Annotated in this window: 13 protein-coding genes; 7 read left to right on the forward strand and 6 right to left on the reverse strand. The window is 74.9% G+C overall.

Features of this window, described 5'->3' with window-relative positions:
* Positions 1-14: 14 nt before the first annotated feature.
* The gene (locus tag E1289_RS17825; protein WP_131981526.1) at positions 15-1571 is read right to left on the reverse strand and encodes a PucR family transcriptional regulator; all 1557 of its coding nucleotides are present in this window, start codon (positions 1569-1571) and stop codon (positions 15-17) included.
* Between the two features lie 105 nt (positions 1572-1676).
* On the opposite strand from E1289_RS17825, the gene E1289_RS17830 reads away from it, so the two are divergent.
* The 3 genes from E1289_RS17830 (at position 1677) to E1289_RS17840 (ending at position 5558) form a co-directional block, all read left to right on the forward strand.
* The gene (locus E1289_RS17830) at positions 1677-3101 is read left to right on the forward strand and encodes a cytosine permease (RefSeq protein ID WP_131981528.1); all 1425 of its coding nucleotides are present in this window, start codon (positions 1677-1679) and stop codon (positions 3099-3101) included.
* Complete coding sequence (locus E1289_RS17835; RefSeq protein WP_131981530.1) at positions 3101-4069, forward strand: asparaginase; 969 nt, start codon at positions 3101-3103, stop codon at positions 4067-4069. Before E1289_RS17830 ends, E1289_RS17835 begins: the two co-directional genes overlap by 1 nt.
* 103 nt (positions 4070-4172) lie before the next feature.
* Positions 4173-5558 (forward strand): NAD(P)H-quinone dehydrogenase, encoded by a 1386-nt coding sequence (locus E1289_RS17840; protein WP_131981546.1) that lies wholly within the window; start codon positions 4173-4175, stop codon positions 5556-5558.
* An 85-nt stretch (positions 5559-5643) separates the two neighbouring features.
* Here the strand turns inward: E1289_RS17840 and E1289_RS17845 are convergent, their stop codons facing one another.
* Both E1289_RS17845 and E1289_RS17855 read right to left on the reverse strand, forming a co-directional pair.
* The gene (locus tag E1289_RS17845; protein ID WP_243712893.1) at positions 5644-7104 is read right to left on the reverse strand and encodes a hypothetical protein; all 1461 of its coding nucleotides are present in this window, start codon (positions 7102-7104) and stop codon (positions 5644-5646) included.
* Between the two features lie 159 nt (positions 7105-7263).
* On the reverse strand, positions 7264-9027 hold the full coding sequence (locus E1289_RS17855) for a biotin carboxylase N-terminal domain-containing protein (RefSeq protein ID WP_131981532.1): 1764 nt from the start codon (positions 9025-9027) through the stop codon (positions 7264-7266).
* A gap of 227 nt (positions 9028-9254) precedes the next feature.
* On the opposite strand from E1289_RS17855, the gene E1289_RS17860 reads away from it, so the two are divergent.
* Positions 9255-9797, forward strand: a complete 543-nt coding sequence (locus E1289_RS17860; protein ID WP_131981534.1) for a hypothetical protein — start codon at positions 9255-9257, stop codon at positions 9795-9797.
* Positions 9798-10147: 350 nt separating this feature from the next.
* Here the strand turns inward: E1289_RS17860 and E1289_RS17865 are convergent, their stop codons facing one another.
* Genes E1289_RS17865 through E1289_RS17875 form a run of 3 tightly spaced genes read right to left on the reverse strand, consistent with a single transcriptional unit; the run spans position 10148 to position 16055 of the window.
* Positions 10148-14557 (reverse strand): FtsK/SpoIIIE domain-containing protein, encoded by a 4410-nt coding sequence (locus E1289_RS17865; protein ID WP_131981536.1) that lies wholly within the window; start codon positions 14555-14557, stop codon positions 10148-10150.
* Positions 14558-14594: 37 nt separating this feature from the next.
* Positions 14595-15536 (reverse strand): NAD-dependent epimerase/dehydratase family protein, encoded by a 942-nt coding sequence (locus E1289_RS17870; protein WP_131981538.1) that lies wholly within the window; start codon positions 15534-15536, stop codon positions 14595-14597.
* 42 nt (positions 15537-15578) lie between these two features.
* A complete protein-coding gene (locus E1289_RS17875) occupies positions 15579-16055 on the reverse strand; it encodes an SRPBCC domain-containing protein (protein WP_131981540.1) in 477 nt (158 codons plus the stop codon).
* A 112-nt stretch (positions 16056-16167) separates the two neighbouring features.
* Here E1289_RS17875 and E1289_RS17880 point away from each other — a divergent pair, with 112 nt between their 5' ends.
* From E1289_RS17880 to E1289_RS17890, 3 genes are all read left to right on the forward strand, one after another.
* On the forward strand, positions 16168-16884 hold the full coding sequence (locus E1289_RS17880; RefSeq protein WP_131981542.1) for a TetR/AcrR family transcriptional regulator: 717 nt from the start codon (positions 16168-16170) through the stop codon (positions 16882-16884).
* A 227-nt stretch (positions 16885-17111) separates the two neighbouring features.
* Positions 17112-18011 (forward strand): hypothetical protein, encoded by a 900-nt coding sequence (locus E1289_RS17885; RefSeq protein ID WP_207929021.1) that lies wholly within the window; start codon positions 17112-17114, stop codon positions 18009-18011.
* Between the two features lie 2 nt (positions 18012-18013).
* Positions 18014-18906: hypothetical protein (locus tag E1289_RS17890; protein WP_131981544.1), on the forward strand; the 893-nt coding region annotated here is incomplete at its 3' end.

An 18906-nucleotide genomic window follows, 5' to 3' on the forward strand; every position in this document is an offset into this window, starting at 1 on the left:
GCGGCCGGGGGCGCTCAGGCCATGTCGGCCGCCCGCAGGGCCAGGAAGAGGTCGACGCGGTCGGCGGTGCGGGCGGTGTCGCGGCCGGTCAGCTCGGCGATCTTGGTGAGCCGGTTGCGCAGCGTGTTGACGTGGACCTGGAGGGCGGCGGCCGTGGCCTGCCAGTGGCCGTCGTGGTCCAGGAACGCGCGCAGCGTGGCCTCCAGCTCGCCGCCGCGCCTGCCGTCGTGCTCGCGGATCGGGGCGAGCACGCCGTCGGCCAGGGTCCGCAGGGTGGCGGTGTCGTGCATGCCGAGCAGCAGCCGGTGGGTGCCGAGTTCGGCGAAGGTCCCCACGGCGGTCCCGTTGCGGCCGTGCCGCAGGGCCCGGCAGACCTCGCGTGACCGGACGAGCGCCTCGCGCAGCCCCGCCGGGCCCTGGACGGTCCCGCCGAGCCCGACGACGGGCCGGTGGCCGGGGAACCGCTCCGCCACGACGGCGGCGAGCCGCTCGGCGAGCGACACCGACTCCCGTTCGCCGTGCCGCCACGACAGGACGGACACCACGTCCTGCGATCCGGCGGCCACCACCACCGGGACGCCGGCGGAGACGAAGAACTCGCCGACCGCCTCCGCGAGTCCGGGCAGGGCGGCCTCCGGGCCGGCGAACGCCGTCGTCCACACCGCGAGCGGCCCCTCGGGGTCCACGCCGAACGCGCGCAGCCGGCCCGGGATCTCGGCGGCGCGGCTGCCGCCCGACAGCACCATCTCCAGCAGCTCGCTGGCGAACCGCAGCTCGATCGCCTGCACGGCCTGCCGCTTCGCCACCTCCAGGCTGAGGAAGCGGGCCGCCTGGTCCAGCGCGTCCTGCTCGTGGCGGGTCAGCTCGCGCACCGGACGCAGGCAGATCAGCGCCGCGTCCACGTCCCCGACCGCGCCGACCAGGTAGAGCGCCGCCCGGCCCGCGGTGCCCAGGTCCAGTTCCAGCGGCGGCGGGCGGCGGGTGAGACTGGTCGCCACCGTCTGGCGCTGCCCGGCGTCCAGTTCCACCCCGGCCGAGCCGAGCAGGCGTCCCATCCGGTCGACGACGGCGAGCGGCAGGTCGTGGTCGCGGCGCAGCACCCGCAGCACTCCGGAGGTCCCCGCGCCCCGGGAGATCGCCGTGGCCAGCGCGTCCCCGCGGCGCACCATCCGGACCAGCGCGCCCTGCCGCTCCTCGGCGTACCGGGCGGCGACCGCCTCGGAGATCGCGGTGAACGGCACCGCCGTCGAGATCTCCAGCAGCGGCACGCCCGCGTCCCGGCAGGCGGCGACCAGCTCGTCCGGTGTGGTGCGACGCTCCGGACGCAGGCCGAACACGATGCCCGCCACCCGTGCGCGCCGGACGTTGGAGACGAACGCGGAGGCCGCGGTCCGGTCGTGCCACAGGCCGTTGGTCAGCACCAGCTCGCCCCGGCGCACGTAGCCCGAGGGGTCGGGCAGCTCGGTGTTGTGGACCCAGGCGACCGGCTCCTCCAGCGCTCCCGCCGGGCCGGGAACGAGGACCCGCAGCTCCAGGGAGTCGTCCTCCAGCAGGGACCTCAGCGTGACCACTCTGTGAATCTATCCAGGTAGTCGGCCTGATGCTAGAGAAACCTCTACTTCTGGCCCGGGTGGTGTGGGTGCTTTTGTGTGCTGTACGTCACGCACGGAGGAACCATGTCCATCAGCGATACCGCACCCGCGAGCCAATCCGAGCCGGTCCCCTTCGACGAGCACGGCATCGACCCCATCCCGGCGGCCTCCCGCGACTCGACTCCCTGGCAGCAGTTCTGGATCTGGTGCGGGGCCAACATCGCGCCGATCAACTGGGTGCTCGGCGCGCTGGGCATCACGCTCGGGCTGAGCCTGGTGGAGACCCTGCTGGTCATCGCGCTCGGCAATCTGCTGGGCTGCACGGTCTTCGGGCTGTTCAACGTCATCGGCCACCGCACCGGCGTCAACCAGATGGTCCTCGGGCGGGGGCCGTTCGGGCGGCGCGGCGCCGTCGTCCCCGGCCTGGTCCAGGGCCTGCTCACCATGGGCTGGGTCGGGGTCAACACCTGGGTGGTGCTCGACCTGGTGATCGAGATCCTCGGGCAGATGGGGGTGCACGGCGGCACGGGACTGCGGTACGTGGTGGCCGCGCTCATCATGGCGGCCCAGCTGGCCCTGGCCCTGTACGGGTTCTACGCCATCCGCACTTTCGAGAAGTACACCGTGCCCGCCACCGTGCTGGTGATGCTGGCCATGACCGTGCTGGCGCTGAGCCAGGCCGAGCCGAACTGGACGGCCGCCACCGCGTCCACCGCCGGCGACAAGTTCACCGCCGTCACGCAGCTGCTCACCGCCATCGGCATCGGCTGGGGGATCAGCTGGGTGCCCTACTCGGCCGACTACAGCCGCTTCGTGCGCACGGACGCCCCGGACCGGTCGGTGTTCTGGTCCACCGCGCTCGGCATGTACGTCCCGACCGTGTGGCTCGCCGCGCTGGGCGCCTGCCTGGCCAGCGCGGGCAGCGGCAGTGACCCCTCCAGCCTGGTGACCGGATCGTTCGGGATCATGGCCGTCCCGGTGCTGCTGCTCATCATGCACGGACCGGTCGCGACCAACATCCTGAACCTGTACTCGTGCTCGCTCGCCGCGCTGTCGGTCGGCATCCGGATCGCCCGGTGGAAACTGACCCTGGTGGCCGGGGCGGTGGCGTCGGCGGTGCTGGCGGTCTTCGTGCAGGCCGACAGCTTCGCCCAGGCGTTCGACCACTGGATGGTGTCCATCCTGGTCTGGATCAGCCCGTGGGGCGCCATCGTCCTGGTGGACTTCTTCGTCCTGCGGCGCGGCCGGATCGACGTGCGCACCCTCTACCTGCCCGGCGGTGTGAACCGCAGGGCGCTGGTCAGCCTGGCCCTCGGGCTGCTGGCGGGATGGGCCTGGCAGTTCGGCACGGTGCCCGCGTTGCAGGGGCCGATCGCGCGGGCGCTCGGCGACACCGACTTCTCCTGGCTGTCGGGCGGCCTGGTCGCGGGTGGGCTGTACTACGCGCTGTCCGTCCGGGCGCGCCGCCGGGCCGCCGCCGCGCCGGGCCCGATGGAGCCGGTCTCCTGATGGGCGTCAGCATCGTGACCACGGGGGGCACCATCGCCTCGCGGCCCGCTCCGGACGGTGCCGTCCGGGTGGCGGTCCGCGGCCCGGAGCTGGCCGTCCCCGGCGCGGCCGTCCGGGTCCACGAGATGATGCTCACGCACAGCTTCAACCTCACCCGGGCCGAGGTGCTGCGCCTCGCCCGGCGGATCCTGGCGGAACTGAGGGACCCCGGCGTGGACGGCGTCGTGGTGACCCACGGCACCGACACGATGGAGGAGACGGCCTACCTGGTCGACCTCGTCCTCCCGCCGCCGTGCACGGTGGTGTTCACCGGAGCCCAGCGGCACGCCGGCGCGCCGGACGCCGACGGCCCCCGCAACCTCGCCGACGCGGTCGCCGTCGCGGCCGCTCCGCAGGCCCGCGGCATGGGCGCCCTCATCACGATGGCCGGGCAGGTCCACGCCGCCAGGTACGCGACGAAGGCCCACACGCTCCGGCCGGAGGCGTTCGCCTCACCGGGGCACGGGCCGGTCGCCCGCGTCCGGGACGGCCGGGTCGAGGTGGGCTCCCCGCCCACCCGGACGGACGGGTTCCGGATCGACGAGCTGGGCGAACTGGAGGCCCGGGTGGACGTCGTCCCGGTGTACCTGGACGCCGACGGGGTGCAGATCGCCGCCTGCCGGGCCGCGGGCGCCCGCGGCCTGGTCCTCCAGGCGCTCGGCACGGGCAACCCCACGCCGGGCGTGCTCCGCGAGATCGGCGCGTGCCTCCGGGAGGGCATCGCGGTGCTGGTCGCCTCCCGCTGCGCGGAAGGCCCGGCGACACCGGTGTACGGAGCCGGCGGCGGCGCCGACCTGGCCAGGGCCGGGGCGGTCTTCGCCGGCTCCCTGTCCGCCCCCAGGGCCCGGCTGCTGCTCATGGCCGCGCTCGCCGCCGAGGGCGGCCCGGAGAAGGCCCTGGAGCGCATCCGGCCCCACCTGCTCCCGTAGTCGGCAGGCGGCCCCGGGCCCGGCACCGCCGGTGCGACATCTCCCCGAGGAGCGGGTCCGGGGCTGGACATTTCACTGCCGGGAGTAGGAAAGAATGGAAGATGTGACCCGCATCGTGATCATCGGAGGAGGCCCGGGCGGTTACGAGGCCGCGCTCGTCGCGGCGCAGCTCGGCGCCGACGTGACCGTCATCGAACGGGACGGTCCCGGCGGCGCCTGCGTGCTCACCGACTGCGTGCCCTCCAAGACGCTCATCGCCACCTCGACCCGCATCTCGGTCATGTCGGAGTCGGCGGGCCTCGGCCTGCGCTTCAACGGCGGCCCGGACGGGATCGTCGGGGCCCTTGAGGCCGACCTCGCCACCGTGAACAAGCGCGTCAAGGACCTCGCGCGTGCCCAGTCGTTCGACGTCGCCGAACGGCTCGCCTACGAGGAGGTCAAGATCGTCCGGGGGGAGGCCCGGCTGCTGGAGCCGCACCTCGTCGCGGTCGGCGACCGCCGCATCCGGGCCGACATCGTCCTGGTCGCGACCGGTGCGACACCGCGCATCCTGCCCGGGGCCGAACCGGACGGCGAGCGCATCCTGGACTGGCGGCAGCTCTACGACCTGCCGGAGCTCCCCGAGGACCTGATCGTCGTCGGGTCCGGCGTGACGGGCGCGGAGCTGGCCGGGGCCTACCAGGCGCTGGGGTCGCGGGTCACGCTGGTGTCGTCACGCGACCGGATCCTGCCGACGGAGGACGCCGACGCGGCGGCCGTCCTGCAGGAGGTCTTCCTGCGGCGCGGGATGAACGTCATGTCGCGGTCCAGGGCCGCGGGCGTGGAGCGGTCGGGCAACGGGGTGATCGTCACGCTGGAGGACGGGACGAAGGTCGAGGGCACGCACTGCCTGATGACCGTCGGGATGGTGCCGAACACCACGGGCATCGGCCTGGAGGACGTCGGCGTCCGCTGCGACCCGCGCGGCTTCGTGGAGGTCGACAAGGTGTCGCGGACGTCCGTCCCGAACATCTACGCCTCCGGCGACTGCACCGGCATCCTGATGCTCGCGTCCGTGGCGGGCATGCAGGGGCGCATCGCCATGTGGCACGCGCTGGGGGAGGCGGTACAGCCGCTCAAGCTCGGCTGGGTCGCGTCCAACATCTTCACCGACCCGGAGGTCGCGTCGGTCGGCGTGACGCAGCAGATGGTCGACTCGGGCGACGTCAACGCCCGGACGGTCATGCTGCCGCTGTTCACGAACGCGCGAGCGAAGATGCAGGGCTTCGAGGACGGCTTCGTGAAGCTGTTCTGCCGCCCGTCCACGGGGATCATCCTCGGCGGCGTCATCGTGGCGCCGCGGGCCAGCGAGCTGATCCTGGGCGTGTCGCTGGCCGTCCAGCAGCACCTCACCGTCAACCAGGTGGCGCAGACGTTCGCGGTCTACCCGTCGCTGTCGGGCAGCATCACCGAGGCGTCCAGAAGGCTCATGACCGAGCACGCCTACTGACGGGCGCGCCCGTCAGCAGGCGTGCTCGGCCATCCGCACCGCGGAGCGAGTCCGTGCGCGGCGGTCGAGGAGCACCGGCCCCGGGTCAGAAGCCGCCGAAGTCGCCGAAGCCTCCGCCGCCGAAGTCGCCGCTGCCGAAGTCCCAGCCGCCGCCGACGTCGCCGCCGTCCCCGCCGAAGCCGCCCATGGCGTCGCCCCCGCCGTAACCGCCGAAGCCGCCCATCATCGAGCCGAGCATGGTGCCGACCATCAGGCCGCTGAGCATGTCGACACCGCCGTAGCCGCGGTAGTAGCCGCCGGCGTAGGGACCGTACGCGGGGCCCGCGTCCCAGTAGGGGCGCCGTCCGCCGCCGTACGGGACCATCCGGACGTCCGGGTCCGCCCCGTGCCGGAGCGCCTCCGCGTCGGCCGCGCAGGCCGGGACCGACCGCGCCGTTCCGCCCGGAGGCGCCCACAGGACGTCCTTCGCCGAGGGGCCGTGCTGCGGGTTGAAGAAGCAGGGCGCACGCCGTTCGGGCACGGGCTCGCCGGCGAGGCGGGCGCGCGTCGCGGTCATGTAGTACCGGCCGTCCTCAAGGGCGGTCGTGACCTCCTGCATGTCCTGCGGCCGCCTGGCGCGTTCGGTCGCCCGCTTGGCCTCGTCGTAGGAGTTCATGGCGTGCTCGTAGTCGGAGCGGATCTCGGGTTGGAGTTCCTTGTCCATGACGTCGAGGTCGAGGTGCGCGATGTCCTCGCCCAGGAGGGTGACGTCCTCCTGCACGCCGTTCTTGAGGTCGGCCATCTCCTGCTCCGCGCGGACGCGCTGCCGCTGGCGGGAGACGAGGAACAGACCCGTCACGCCCGCGGCCAGCAGGATCAGCACGCTGAGCATGACGAAGCCGCCGATCGCGGTCGACCGGGCCTTCTCGTCCGCCTTCTTCTCGGCCAGGTCGCTGAACTGGACGAGCCGGTCCTTGAGCGGCACGCCGTTGGTGCGGGTGACGAGCTGGTTGATCTCGGTGCTGCTCAGCTTCTTCGAGATCCCGCTCATCCGGGTGCCGTCGGCGGTGACGGCCAGGTAGGTCTCGCCCTCGCCGACGCGGTTCGCGACGGCCTTGAGCATCTGCCCCACCTCGGCGCTGGACACGTCGTCGCTCACGACGACCGCGCGGATGTCGGCGTCGGACGCGCCGGCCAGCGCGTTCCTGACCTCGTTCTGGTCGGCCGCGGAAAGGACGTCACCGGCCCCGCTCGTCACGTAGAGCCGCGAATCCATGAGGCCCTTGGCGATCTGGCCGACGGTGTCGGCCGCCGGCGCGGCGGCCGCGGTGCGGATCGTCGATGTCCGGGTGCCGGTGGTCTGGGTGCCCGTGGTCTGGGTGCCCGTGGTCTGGGTCCCGGTGGTCTGGACGGTGGCTGACTCGGTGGCTGTCTGTGTGGTGGCGGGCTGTCCCGTGGCGGCCTGTGCGGGGGCGGTGAAGGCGAACGCCGGCAAGGCGACGGCGGCGATGATCGCCGAGACGGCGCCCCGGCGTGCCGCCCGGATGGCCCGGATCTCGGTGCTCATGCTCCCAGTCTGCCCACGTGAAAGCCGGATTCGCTTCATCCCAGCGACTGATTTGCGGTCTGGGCGCATGGGGAGCACACCCCAGGCCGTAAACGGGGGTGTGGCCAGGGCCGGAACCCGTCCGTCCCCGCGCCGCGGGCGGGACGGACGGGTTCCGGCTCAGCTGTCCTTGATCTCGCAGATGACGGCGCCGGAGGAGACGCTCTGGCCCACCTCGGCGGTCAGGCCGGTGAGCGTCCCCGGCTTGTGCGCGGTGATCGGCTGCTCCATCTTCATCGCCTCCAGGACCACGACGGTGTCGCCGGCCTCCACGGTCGCGCCGTCCTCGACGACGACCTTGACGATGGTGCCCTGCATCGGGCTGACCAGGGAGTCGCCGGACGCCTGGGCGCCGCCGCCCTTCTTCGCCCCGCGCCGCCTGGCGGGCTGGGCGCCGCCGGCGGGCGCGGACGCGCCGAGGCCCGCGGGCAGCACGACCTCGATGCGCCGGCCGCCGACCTCCACCGTGACGCGCTCCCGCTCGCCCTCGTCCGCCTCGTCTCCGGCGGCGGGCGTCTCGTACGGCGGGATACGGTTGTCGAACTCGGTCTCGATCCACCGGGTGTGGACGGAGAACGGCGTCGCGTCGTCCTCGGGGACGAACGCCGGGTCGTCCAGGACCGCCCGGTGGAACGGCAGGACGGTCGGCATCCCGCCGATGGCGAACTCGGCCAGCGCGCGGCGGGACCGCTCGACGGCCTGGCGGCGCGTCGCGCCCGTCACGATCAGCTTGGCGATCAGCGAGTCGAACGCCTGCGGGACGGTCTGCCCGGCGCCGTAGCCGGTGTCCAGCCGGACCCCGGGGCCGGTGGGCGGCTCCCACTCGGTCAGCGTGCCGACCGCGGGCAGGAACCCGCGCCCGGCGTCCTCGGCGTTCAGCCGGAACTCGATCGAGTGCCCGCGCAGCTCCGGGTCGCCGTACCCGAGTTCCTCGCCGTCGGCGATGCGGAACATCTCCCGGACGAGGTCGACCCCGGCGACCTCCTCGGTGACCGGGTGCTCCACCTGGAGGCGGGTGTTGACCTCAAGGAACGAGATGGTCCCGTCCTGGCCGACGAGGAACTCGCACGTGCCCGCGCCGACGTAGCCGGCCTCCTTGAGGATGGCCTTGGACGAGCTGTACAGCAGCTCGACCTGCTCGTCGGTCAGATACGGCGCCGGGGCCTCCTCGACGAGCTTCTGGTGGCGCCGCTGGAGCGAGCAGTCGCGGGTGGACACGACGACGACGTTGCCGTGCCTGTCGGCGAGGCACTGGGTCTCGACGTGCCGCGGCCTGTCGAGGTACCGCTCCACGAAGCACTCGCCGCGCCCGAACGCGCCCACGGCCTCCCGGACGGCGGACTCGTACAGCTCGGGCACCTCGTCCAGCGTCCGCGCGACCTTGAGCCCGCGTCCGCCGCCGCCGTACGCCGCCTTGATCGCGATCGGCAGGCCGTGCTCCTCCGCGAACGCGACGACCTCGTCCGCGCCCGACACCGGGTCCTTGGTCCCGGCGACCAGCGGCGCGCCGACCTTCTGCGCGATGTGCCGCGCCTGCACCTTGTCGCCCAGCGCGGTGATCGCCTCGGGCGGCGGGCCGATCCAGGTCAGCCCGGCGTTCTGCACGGCCGCGGCGAAGTCGGCGTTCTCCGCCAGGAACCCGTAGCCGGGGTGGACGGCGTCGGCGCCGGTGTCGGCGGCGACCTTCAGCAGCTTCTCGATGTCCAGGTAGCTCTCGGCCGCGGACTGCCCACCCAGGGCGAACGCCTCGTCGGCGACCCGAACGTGCAGCGCCTCCAGATCGGGTTCGGCGTACACCGCCACACTGGCCAGGCCCGCATCACGGCAGGCTCGGGCAATACGAACCGCGATCTCTCCGCGGTTGGCGATCAGGACCTTGCGCACGTGGGTCTCCTCCCTAACCTCGCACGCGCAGTCTAGATAACGGACGTTTCGGGTTTTCGTAAGCCCCTCCTTATCGGGCCGCGGCGCCCGTGCGGGACGTCCCGCGCGGGGCTCGCGGCCCCGGCCGCCGGGGCCGCGCACCGGTCCCCGTTTCCCCGCTCCCGCAGGGCCTGACGGGTGTACTCTTCGGCACGAATCTGCTCGCCTCTTATCAGCGGGAGAGGCCGATGGTGCGCCCGTGGCTCCGGGCCGGCCTGGTGTTCGCCCTGGCCGCCTGCCTGCTGGCTCCCTCGTCCGCCGTCCGGCGGGTGGACCCCGACGTGGACGCCGACGTCACCCGCCAGCTCACGATCGCCGCCGGCACGCTGCTGCGGCACCGTTCGCAGGCGCTCGTCCTGAAGCACCACCGCGACCACGCGCCCGCGCCCCGCGAGGTGTACGGCGTCCGGATCTCCCCGCGGCTCGCGCGCTCCCAGGAACGGGCGGTGCGCGAGCTGCAGAACCGCAACCGCGCTCCCGTGGAGGGCGGTCCCGCCTACACGGGCGCCCGCACGAGCCTCGACGGCGGGCACGCCGTCCGGAAGGGCGACCGCATCACGCTGGAGGCGGTCGAGAACACGGTCGTCCGCTACGGCAGCGGCAAGGTCACCCAGTCGGTGCGGCGCCGGTTCGTCTTCCAGACTCGGGGCCAGCAGATCACGTTGGTCGCCGAGCGCGTGCTCGACGCGGACGCGCGCCCGGTGAACGACCCCTTCGCGCCGGCCCGCTGACCGGCGGGTCACCGGGCACTTTTCCCAATGGGCGCGAAAGCGTGCGCTCGGGCATTCTGACCGGCGGTGTTTACCCTCGTCACAAGGCAGGTGTGCGCTCGCGGGGAATACCGGTATGGCCACATCCGGACGGGCCGGGACACCCCGGAAACGCCCCGTGGCCGGGGGTTCGGCGCACCGGCTCTGGAAGAACGTGATCGAGGCGGCGTAGGCTGGCGCTCGTAACGAGCCTTTTCCGCTCCGCGGTGTCGAGGAATAGGCTCCATTCTTCGGCCCGGGTGTGCAAAACCGAGCCGCGGGTCCCGGCCCATCCCCCCGAGGCCGGGGCCCGCATCATTTCCCGGGGCCGCTCACGCGTCGGCGGCGGGCGGCGGGAGCGCCACCTGGATCTGCGCGGTGCGGCCCGCGGCCACGAAGACGCCGCGGCCGGTGGGGCCGCCCGGCGGGGTGTTGCGGGGGAGCCGGAGGCCGAACAGGCCGCCGTCCTCGGGCGACTCGACGGACAGCAGCACTCCGGAGCGGGAACGGGCGACGTCCGACACGAAGTCCCCGTGCTTGGGGTCGCCGTGCTTAGGGTCCCCGTACTTGGGGTCGCCGTGCCCGTCCCCTCGTTCCCGGCCGAGGCCGGCGGTGGTGCCGGCGATGACGACGGCGTGCTCCCCGTCCCGGGCGGTCCGCAGCACGTCGCGGAGGGCGGCGCCGAGCCCCTCCCCGTCGAGGAGTTCCGCGTCGTCCACGATGACGGCGTAGCGGTGCTCGTCGCCGATCGCCCCGGTGAGGTCGGCGGCGCCGGAGTCGCGGGTGAGGACGCCGAGGACGCCCGGGTGCCCGGACAGCAGCCGCAGCGGGGAGCGGCGCGGCGTGACGAGGACGACGGGCACGAGACCGCCGCCGACGGCGGGGTCGAGGAGCGAGTGGGCGATCGTCCGGAGCGTCGTGGAGCGCCCGGAGCGCGGCGGCCCGGCGACGGTGAAGCCCGGCCCCTCGGCGAGGAGGTCGACGCCCGCGGGGGCGAGGGTGTCCCCGCCCACGCCGACGAGGGCCCACAGGGCCGACGGGGCGAGGAAGTCGGGGTCCAGCGACATCGCCTCGCGGTAGGTGACGCGGACGGGCAGCTCGTCCACGCGCAGGGGACGCTGGCGGCGCGGCAGCCGCCCGTACCGGGACACGCAGGCACGCGCGATCTCCTGCAGGACGGCGGCCTGCGCCGCACCCGACGGGTCGTCCCCGAGCACGCCGATCTGCGAGACGCGCGGCGGCGAGCCGGCCGCGGCGGGTTCGAGGGCGCGTCCCGGCGGCATCGCGGCGGGGACCTGCCGGTCCCGCAGGCCGCCGTAGCCGTAGTCGTTCGGGTCCGCCATGCGGAGCAGGAGGCGGCGGTCGACGACGGTGGCGAGCTGCCCGCCGAGGCCGGAGCGGTCACCGGTGAAGACGGCGCGCAGCCCGACGGCGGCGCCCTCGCGGAGCAGCCGCACGACCTGCTCGACGAGGCGGCCGTGGTCGTGCCGCTCGAACGCGGCGAGGAATCCGTCCCAGCGGTCGAGGAGCAGCACCATCCAGGGGAGGCGGTCGGTGGCGGCGACGGCGGCGCGCTGCTCGGTGAGGGACGCGAACCCGGCCTCGGCGAGCAGCCGGCGGCGCCGGGCGACCTCGGCGGTCAGCGCGGCGAGGAGCCGTTCGCAGCGGCCGGGCTGGTCGCGGGCGACGACGGCGCCGCAGTGCGGGAGGGAGCCGAGCGGCAGCAGGGCGTTCGCGCCGCAGTCGACGGCGTACAGGTGCACGTCGTAGGGGGAGCAGGCGCCGGCGACGGACCCGGCGATGGTGCGCAGCGCGGTGGAGCGGCCCGACCGCGCGGACCCGGCGAGGTAGAGGTGCCCGCCGCCGCCGAGGTCGAGGGCGAGCGGCTCGCGGGACTGGACGGCGGGCAGGTCGGTGACGCCGAACGGGACCGGCGGGACGTCCACGACGGAGCCGCCGGCGGCGGTCCGGGGGGTCAGCGTGATCCGTTCCGGCAGCGGGTTCAGCCACGGGGACGGCCCGCGGGCGATGCCCGCCCGGCGGGCGGCCTCGTCGACGGCCTGCACGAGGACGCCGAGGTCGGTGGCGATGTCCGCGTCGCGGCGCGCTTCGCGCGGGTCGGGCACCGGGTGGCCGAGATCCTGCCAGGGGAGCGGCAGGACGGCAGGGCGGTGGTCGGCGGCGCCGGTACCGGGGCGCGGCCCCCCGATCCGGGCGGCCTGCACGCGCTGCGGTTCCTGCGCGCCGGAGCGGATGTAGCAGCGGCCAGGGGTCGATCTGGAGATCCGCGCGGCCTCGGCCGAGCCGAGCACGCCGGTGGCCGCCTCCGGGTCGCCGACGCGGAGCGCGATGCGCAGGTCGGCGCCGGCGCGGATGTCGTCGGTGACGAGATCGGGCCGTCGCGTGGCGAGGACGAGGTGGACGCCGAGGGGCCGTCCGCGGCGCGCGATCCCGGTGAGGTCCGCGACGAACTCCGGCAGTTCGGCGGCCAGGGCGGCGACCTCGGCGACGACGATGACCAGGCGCGGCAGCGGCGGCAGGTCCCGCCCCGCGGCGCGCAGCTCGTCGTAGCCGGTGACGCCCTCCACTTCCGCTTCGAGCAGGGCCTCCTCGCGGTGGCGGAGCTCGGCGGTGAGGGACTCCAGGGCCCGCTCGGCGGCGTGCTCGTCCAGCTCGGTGACCACGCTGACGGTGTGCGGGAGGCGGGCGCACTCCTCGAACACGCCCCCGCCCTCGGGGTCGCGGCCCATGTGGTCGATGAGGACGAACGTCAGCTCGTCGGGGCGGTTCGCGACGGCGAGGGACGCGACGAGGGTACGCAGCAGCTCCGACGTACCCGCGCCGGACGCTCCCGCGACGAGGGCGTGCGGCCCGTCGGCGCACAGGTCGATCTCGTGGGGCGCCATGGGCCCGTCCGGGCCGATCCCGATCGGGACCCGGGCGGTCCGGCCGCCCGTGCGCGTCCAGGACCGCAGGACGTGCTCGGCGGTCGGGTCCGGCATGCCGAGGAGGTCCAGGAGCCGCACCTCGGACGGGGCGGGGTCCGCGGCGTCCTCGCGCGCCAGGTCCCGGATCGGGGCGAGCGCCCGCGCGACCCGTTCGGCCCAGCTCGCCGAGACCTGGTCGGCCAGGACGGGTCCCAGGACGTCCAGCCCCTGCCGGAGCCAGATCATCGGCGCCTGCCGCGGATCCCACGCGGCCATGGCGCGGCATTCCTCGGGGAGGAGGCGTTCCTCGTCGTCGACGCAGACGGCGTACAGGCCGAACTCGGGCCCGCGCGACAGGAGCATCGGCATCCCCGGCACGCGGCGGAGCGCCTGCGCGCCGTCCAGGACGATCAGGACGTTGTACGGGACGGTGCCGAGGCGCCGCCGTTCCGTCACCCGCATCGCCAGTTCGGTGACGCGGCGCGCGGCCGACTCGGAGTCGGTGCCGACCAGGGCGACGCAGTCCTCGCCCTCGCGGGGCGCGCAGTGCGGCAGCCAGCGCACCCAGTTCCACTCGTCCCCGGCGTCCCGGTCGGCGGACAGGACGACCACGGCGAGGTCGCGGGGGCCGTGCAGGACGGCGCTCTGCGCGACCATCCAGCGGGCCAGCGCGCGGGACGCCGGCCGCGGCCCGGCCAGCCCGATGACGCCCAGGTCCGCGAGCGGGAACACCACCGGCACCTGCCGCGCGACCGGAACCGCGAGACCGGCGTCGCCGCCGGTGAGTTCGATGCGGGCCGGCCGGTCGGCGAGACCGGCCCGGAGGTCGAGCACGTCGGGATCGTCGCGGCGGCGTTCCCACAGCCGCCGCCGCGGACCGGTCGCGGTCAGCAGCACCTCCGCGGGGTCGGGGTGCAGGGCCCGCCGCTCCGCCTCGTCCTGGCGCCGCAGCCGCTCCACCTCGCCGTCGAACTCGCCCGACCTCCGCTGGTACTCCTTCCGCGACCTCCGGAAGGAGGGCCGGAGCAGCTCGCGCGGGCCCCGGTCGGGACGTTCCGGCACCGCCAGCCGCCGGGCCCGCTCCTGCGGCGGCGTCCGGGGCGGCCGGTCGAAGGCCAGGCCGCCGTCCGGCAGCGGCACCAGATGGGCGTCCGGGGCGGTGCTCGGCGCGAGCGCCAGGACGCTCGACCCCAGCGACAGCGGCGCTCCCGGCGGCCACGTCGCCTTGCCCGCGAGCGGCGCCCCGTCCAGCGTGGCGCCTCCCTCCGCCGTCAGCGCGGACGCCTCGATCTCGACGATCTCGCGCCCGACCGTGAGCCGCAGCGACCGCGCCGGGACCGACGGGTCGTCCAGCACGACGTCCACGTTCCGCCCGGAGCCGAGGGTCGAGACCCCGAGGCCGAGGCGGTGCACCGACCCGGCGGCCGGGCCGCCGGCGACCCGGACCTCGACCAGCCCGGTCGGCTCGCTGAGCACGGTGGCGGCGGCCCCGTGCCGCTCGACCGCCACGACGGCGCCGTCCCGGAGCTCCTTGACGGCGAGGGCCTGCGGGTCGAGCATCCGCCCGTCCAGCCACAGCGCCCGCGGCGCTCGGGGGCCGGGCCCGCGCCGGGGGCCGGGCCCGCCCGCGGAGCGCAGGGCGTCCTTCGAGTAGCGCGGTGCCGCGGCGGACCGCGGCGGCGCGGCCACCGGTGCCCGCCCGTCGAGCAGGGCGGCGAGCGACCGCGCGACCCCGTCCACGGTGGCCTCGGCGTCGACGTCCATCACGACGTCGCGCGGTCCTCCGCCGGTCAGCGCCGTGAACGAGATCCGCATCAGAGCCTCCGACGTCGCCGGGACGGTCGCGCTCAGCTTAGTTACCCGCGGGCCGGAGCTCCCGGTGGGCGGCGACGACGGCCGTGAGGGCGTCGTCGAGCGGCGTCGGCGCCATCCCGAACGTGGACTCGAAGGCCGATGAGTCCAGGATGTACGGCCTGTCGAACTGGTAGCGGGTCTCCCGCAGTTCCCGCAGCATCGGCGAGACGGCCCCGAGCGCGTGGAAGAGCGGGCGCGGCACCGTCGTGATGCGCGGGGCGGGCGCGCCGGCGATCTCGCACAGCCGCTCGGCGACGCGCACCGGGGAGACGGCGGGCCCGGTCGGGACGTGCCAGGCCCGCCCCAGTGCGCGTTCGTCGGTCCCGGCGACGGCGAGGGCCTCGGCGACGTCCGGCGTGTACGTCCAGGCGTGCGGAACGGCCGGGTCGCTGAGGAACCGGACGCGCTCGCCCGCCAGCAGCGGCCGCACGAACCGGTCCTCGCCGAGGTACGCCTGGTCGGTGCTGCCGGGGCCGTAGTAGTCGGAGGGCCGCAGCTCGGTCATCCGGATCCGGCCCGCCCGGTGTGCGGCCAGGGCGTCCCGCCACATCGCCGCGCGCACCCGGCCCTTGACGCCCGTGGCGGCGAGCGGCAGGTCCTCGGTCATCGGCCCGTCCACCGGCCCGTAGCCGTACAGGTTGCTGAGCGTGACCAGGACGGCGCCGGTGTCCTCGGCCGCGCCGAGGAAGGACGCGGCCATCGGCGGCCAGTCCCGCGTCCAGCGGTGGTAGCGCGGGTTCACGCAGTTGTAGAGCGCGTCGGCGCCCCCGGCGATCCGGGTGAGCCGGTCCCGGTCGGCGGCGTCGGCCGCGACCCGCTCGACCCCCTCCGGCCCGGAACCCGACCGCGTCACGACGACGACGTCGTGGCCGCTCCTGGTGAGCCGCTCGGCGAGATGCGCGCCGACCTGCCCGGCTCCGACGATCACGTGCCTGCCCATCGTTGTCTCCTGTCTGCGTCGCGATGGTGCGCGTCGCGTTGGTCAGCGGTTCTCGATGTGGGACTTCAGCGCGGCCAGCCGGGTCTCGTGCGACGCGCGGAGCTTGCGCTCCCCGTAGACGAGCCGGGCGAGCGGGCCGTCGAACGACTCCTGGAGAACCACCCGGGTGCGTCCGTCCTCCGCGGTGAGGACCATGCGGTCCACGGCCCGGTAGAGGCCGAGGGCGCTGCCCGTCCAGCTGAGCTCCCGCCCGGGGTCGACGACGGCGAACCGGGAGCGCAGCGGCGTCCCGTCCTGCCGCCAGCGGAACTCCCGGCCCGGTTCCACGGCGTCCAGCGAGCGGACGCGGAAGCCCGGCGCCCAGGTCTCCCAGCCGCGCAGGTCGGCGAGGACCTCCCAGACCCGCTGCGCCGGGGCGTCGATGACGATCTCGGACGAGTTGGTGACCGGCGCGGTGTCGTCGATGCGTCTCCGCAGCGCGTACTCGTCGTGCAGTGTCGCGAGGTCCTTGGCGAACATCCGGCATTCCTTCGGATAGGTGCTCTGTTTCGAGAGCAATGCTCTCTTCTGAGAGCAGCGTTGTCAAGAGCAGTGCTCTCGATTCAGTGTGGTGCTCTGCTAACCTCGGCCCATGGCTGGACGTACGGCACGGGAACGGGTCCGGGCGGAGCTGATCCGCGAGATCACCGAGATCGCCAGGCGGCAGCTGGCCACCGAGGGGGCGGCCGGCCTGTCGCTGCGCGCGGTCGCCCGGGAGATGGGCATGGTGTCCTCGGCGATCTACCGGTACTTCCCGAGCCGCGACGACCTGCTGACCGCACTGATCATCGACGGGTACAACGCCGTCGGCGCGGCCGTGGAGCAGGCCGACGCCCGCTGCACGGCCGATGGGGCCGGGGCGCCCGGCCACGCCGGGCGCTGGCTCGCCGTGTGCCGGGCCGTCCGGGAGTGGGCGCTGGCGCACCCGCACGAGTACGCGCTGCTCTACGGATCGCCCGTCCCCGGCTACAAGGCGCCGGACACCACCGTCCCCGCCGCCGCCCGCGACACGGTCGTGTTCGCGCGGATCGTCGCGGAGGCGCACGCGGCGGGCGCGCTCGACCCGGCCGGGCCCCTGCCGGCACCGCCGCCCTCGATCGCCGGGGACCTGGCCCGGGTGCGCGCCGCCGTCGACCTGGCCGCCCCGGACGAGGTGATCGTCCGCGCCCTCACGGCGTGGGCCGGCCTGTACGGGACGGTGAGCTTCGAATTGTTCGGGCAATTCGCCAATACCGTGGAGGACGACCGGGCCGCCTATTTCGACCACACGATGACGCTGCTGGGGCGTCTCATCGGCCTGAAATCCTGACCCACCGGGCCCTCCGGAGGTGCCCGCACCGCGGTCAGTGACTGGTGTGACTGGTGGTAAGCACCGATGTGATCGGTGAATTCGCAGGTCACCACGGTCGCTTCGGATATGGGGCGGCTCGCGTTCACCGAATCCATTGACGGGACCTTGCCGCCCCCGCAAGCATGGATCGCTCGGTGATGCGCGGAACCCGGGGACGGGAGTCGCGGAAGGGCGGGAAGGAGCGCGTGGGCAGCGCGATGAAGTCCAACCAGTCGACCTTCGCCGGAGGTGGCTCGGGTCCGTCCGGCGGTGCCGCGGCGGGCTCGCCCGGCGGCGCCGCGGGCCTCGGCCGCTCGGGGCTCGGCACCTCCGGGGGGCAGCGGCTTCCCGCGTCCCCCCGGGAGCGCAAGCCCGCGCTCGCGGCGCTCGCGGTGCTGCTCATCCTCGGCGGCGCGCTCGCCAGCGCCTACCTCGTGATGGCCAGCGGCGAGCGGGTGTCGGCGATCCGGATCGCGCAGCCGGTCGCGGCCGGGCAGCAGATCCCGGAGAGCGCCCTCGAAGAGGTGCAGGTCGGCGACACCGGCATCCAGTTCATCAGCTGGTCGGAGCGCGCGAAGGTCACCCGGCACGTCGCCGCCGTCCGGCTGGTGCGCGGCGCGCTGCTGACCAACTCCATGATCGTCGCGGAGAACGCCCCGGAGAACGGGCGCCTCGTCGTCGGGCTGGCGCTCAAGCCCGGCCAGTTCCCGTCCGGCGGCGTCGAGGTCGGCCGGCACGTCACGCTCTACGCGGTCGGCGGCGGGCAGAACGGCGGGCCGCGCGCCGGGACCGTCCTGTCGGCGGACGCCATCGTGCTCGGCATCGGCGGAACCGGCGGGAGCGGCGGTGAGCTCGGCGGCACCCGGCTGAGCTCCGACCAGACCAGCATCGACGTCGCCGTCCCGCCGTCCGACGCGCCGCAGGTGACCCAGGCCGCCTCGGCCGGCGCGGTCGCGCTCGCGCTGATCCCGGACGGTGCGCGGCCGCCCGCGGCGCCCGGCGGGAACCAGGGCGGCGCGGAACCCCCGGACGGCACCGTGCAGGTCCCGGGCGGCGGCGGTCCGGGCGCGGGCGAGAGCACGCCACCGGGTCCGGGCGGTAACTGACCGTGGCACTCATCGCGCTCGCGGCCGACAAGGGGGCGCCGGGCGTCACGACCGCGGCGGTCGCCCTCGGTGCGGTGTGGCCGCGTCCCGTGCTGGTCGCGGAGTGCGACCAGGCGGGCGGCGACCTCGTGTACCGGCTGCCCGCCGCCGCGGCGGAGACCGGCGACGGCCCCCGGGACCACGCCGCCGACGGCGGGATGCTCAACCCGTCCCGCGGGCTGCTCAGCCTCGCCGCCACCGCCCGCCGCGGCCTGCGGCCCGACCAGATCGCCGAGCACTGCCAGCGGCTCGTCGGCGGCCTCGACGTGCTCGTCGGGACCACCAACGCCGAGCAGGCGCAGGCGATGAGCTGGCTGTGGGGACCGCTCGGCCGGGCGTTCGCCGGCCTCGACCCGGTGGACGTGCTCGCCGACTGCGGGCGGCTCGGCGCCGGCACCCCGCTGGCCGAGCTGATGCACGAGGCCGACCTGGTCGTCCTGCTCACCCGCGCCACCCTGGAGCAGGTCGCCCACCTGCGCGAGCGCGTCGCCGCGCTGACGGCGGAGCTGCGCGGCGGGCCGCCCGTCGGGGTCCTCGTGCTCGCCGACCCGCGCGACTTCCGCGGCTCGATCGCCGAGGTCGACCGTATCCTCGCCGGGGTGCGGGGCCGCGGCCGTCCGGCGGACCCGGGCGAGCGGCAGGGGCCACCGCCGCCGCCGGACGTCACCGTCCTCGGCGGGCTGGCCCTCGACCCCAAGGGCGCCGAGCTGCTGTCGGGCCGCTGGGGCGGGCGGCTGGACCGCTCGCTGCTGATCCGGTCGGCGCGGGAGGTCGCGGGCGAGCTCGCCGGGCGGCTGGCCGCCACCCGCCCCGCGGGCCCGGTCGCCGGGACGCCGCCCGCTCCGCCGCCGCATCC

Origin of the sequence: Actinomadura sp. 6K520 (assembly GCF_004349245.1) — a bacterium.
Lineage (GTDB): Bacteria > Actinomycetota > Actinomycetes > Streptosporangiales > Streptosporangiaceae > Spirillospora.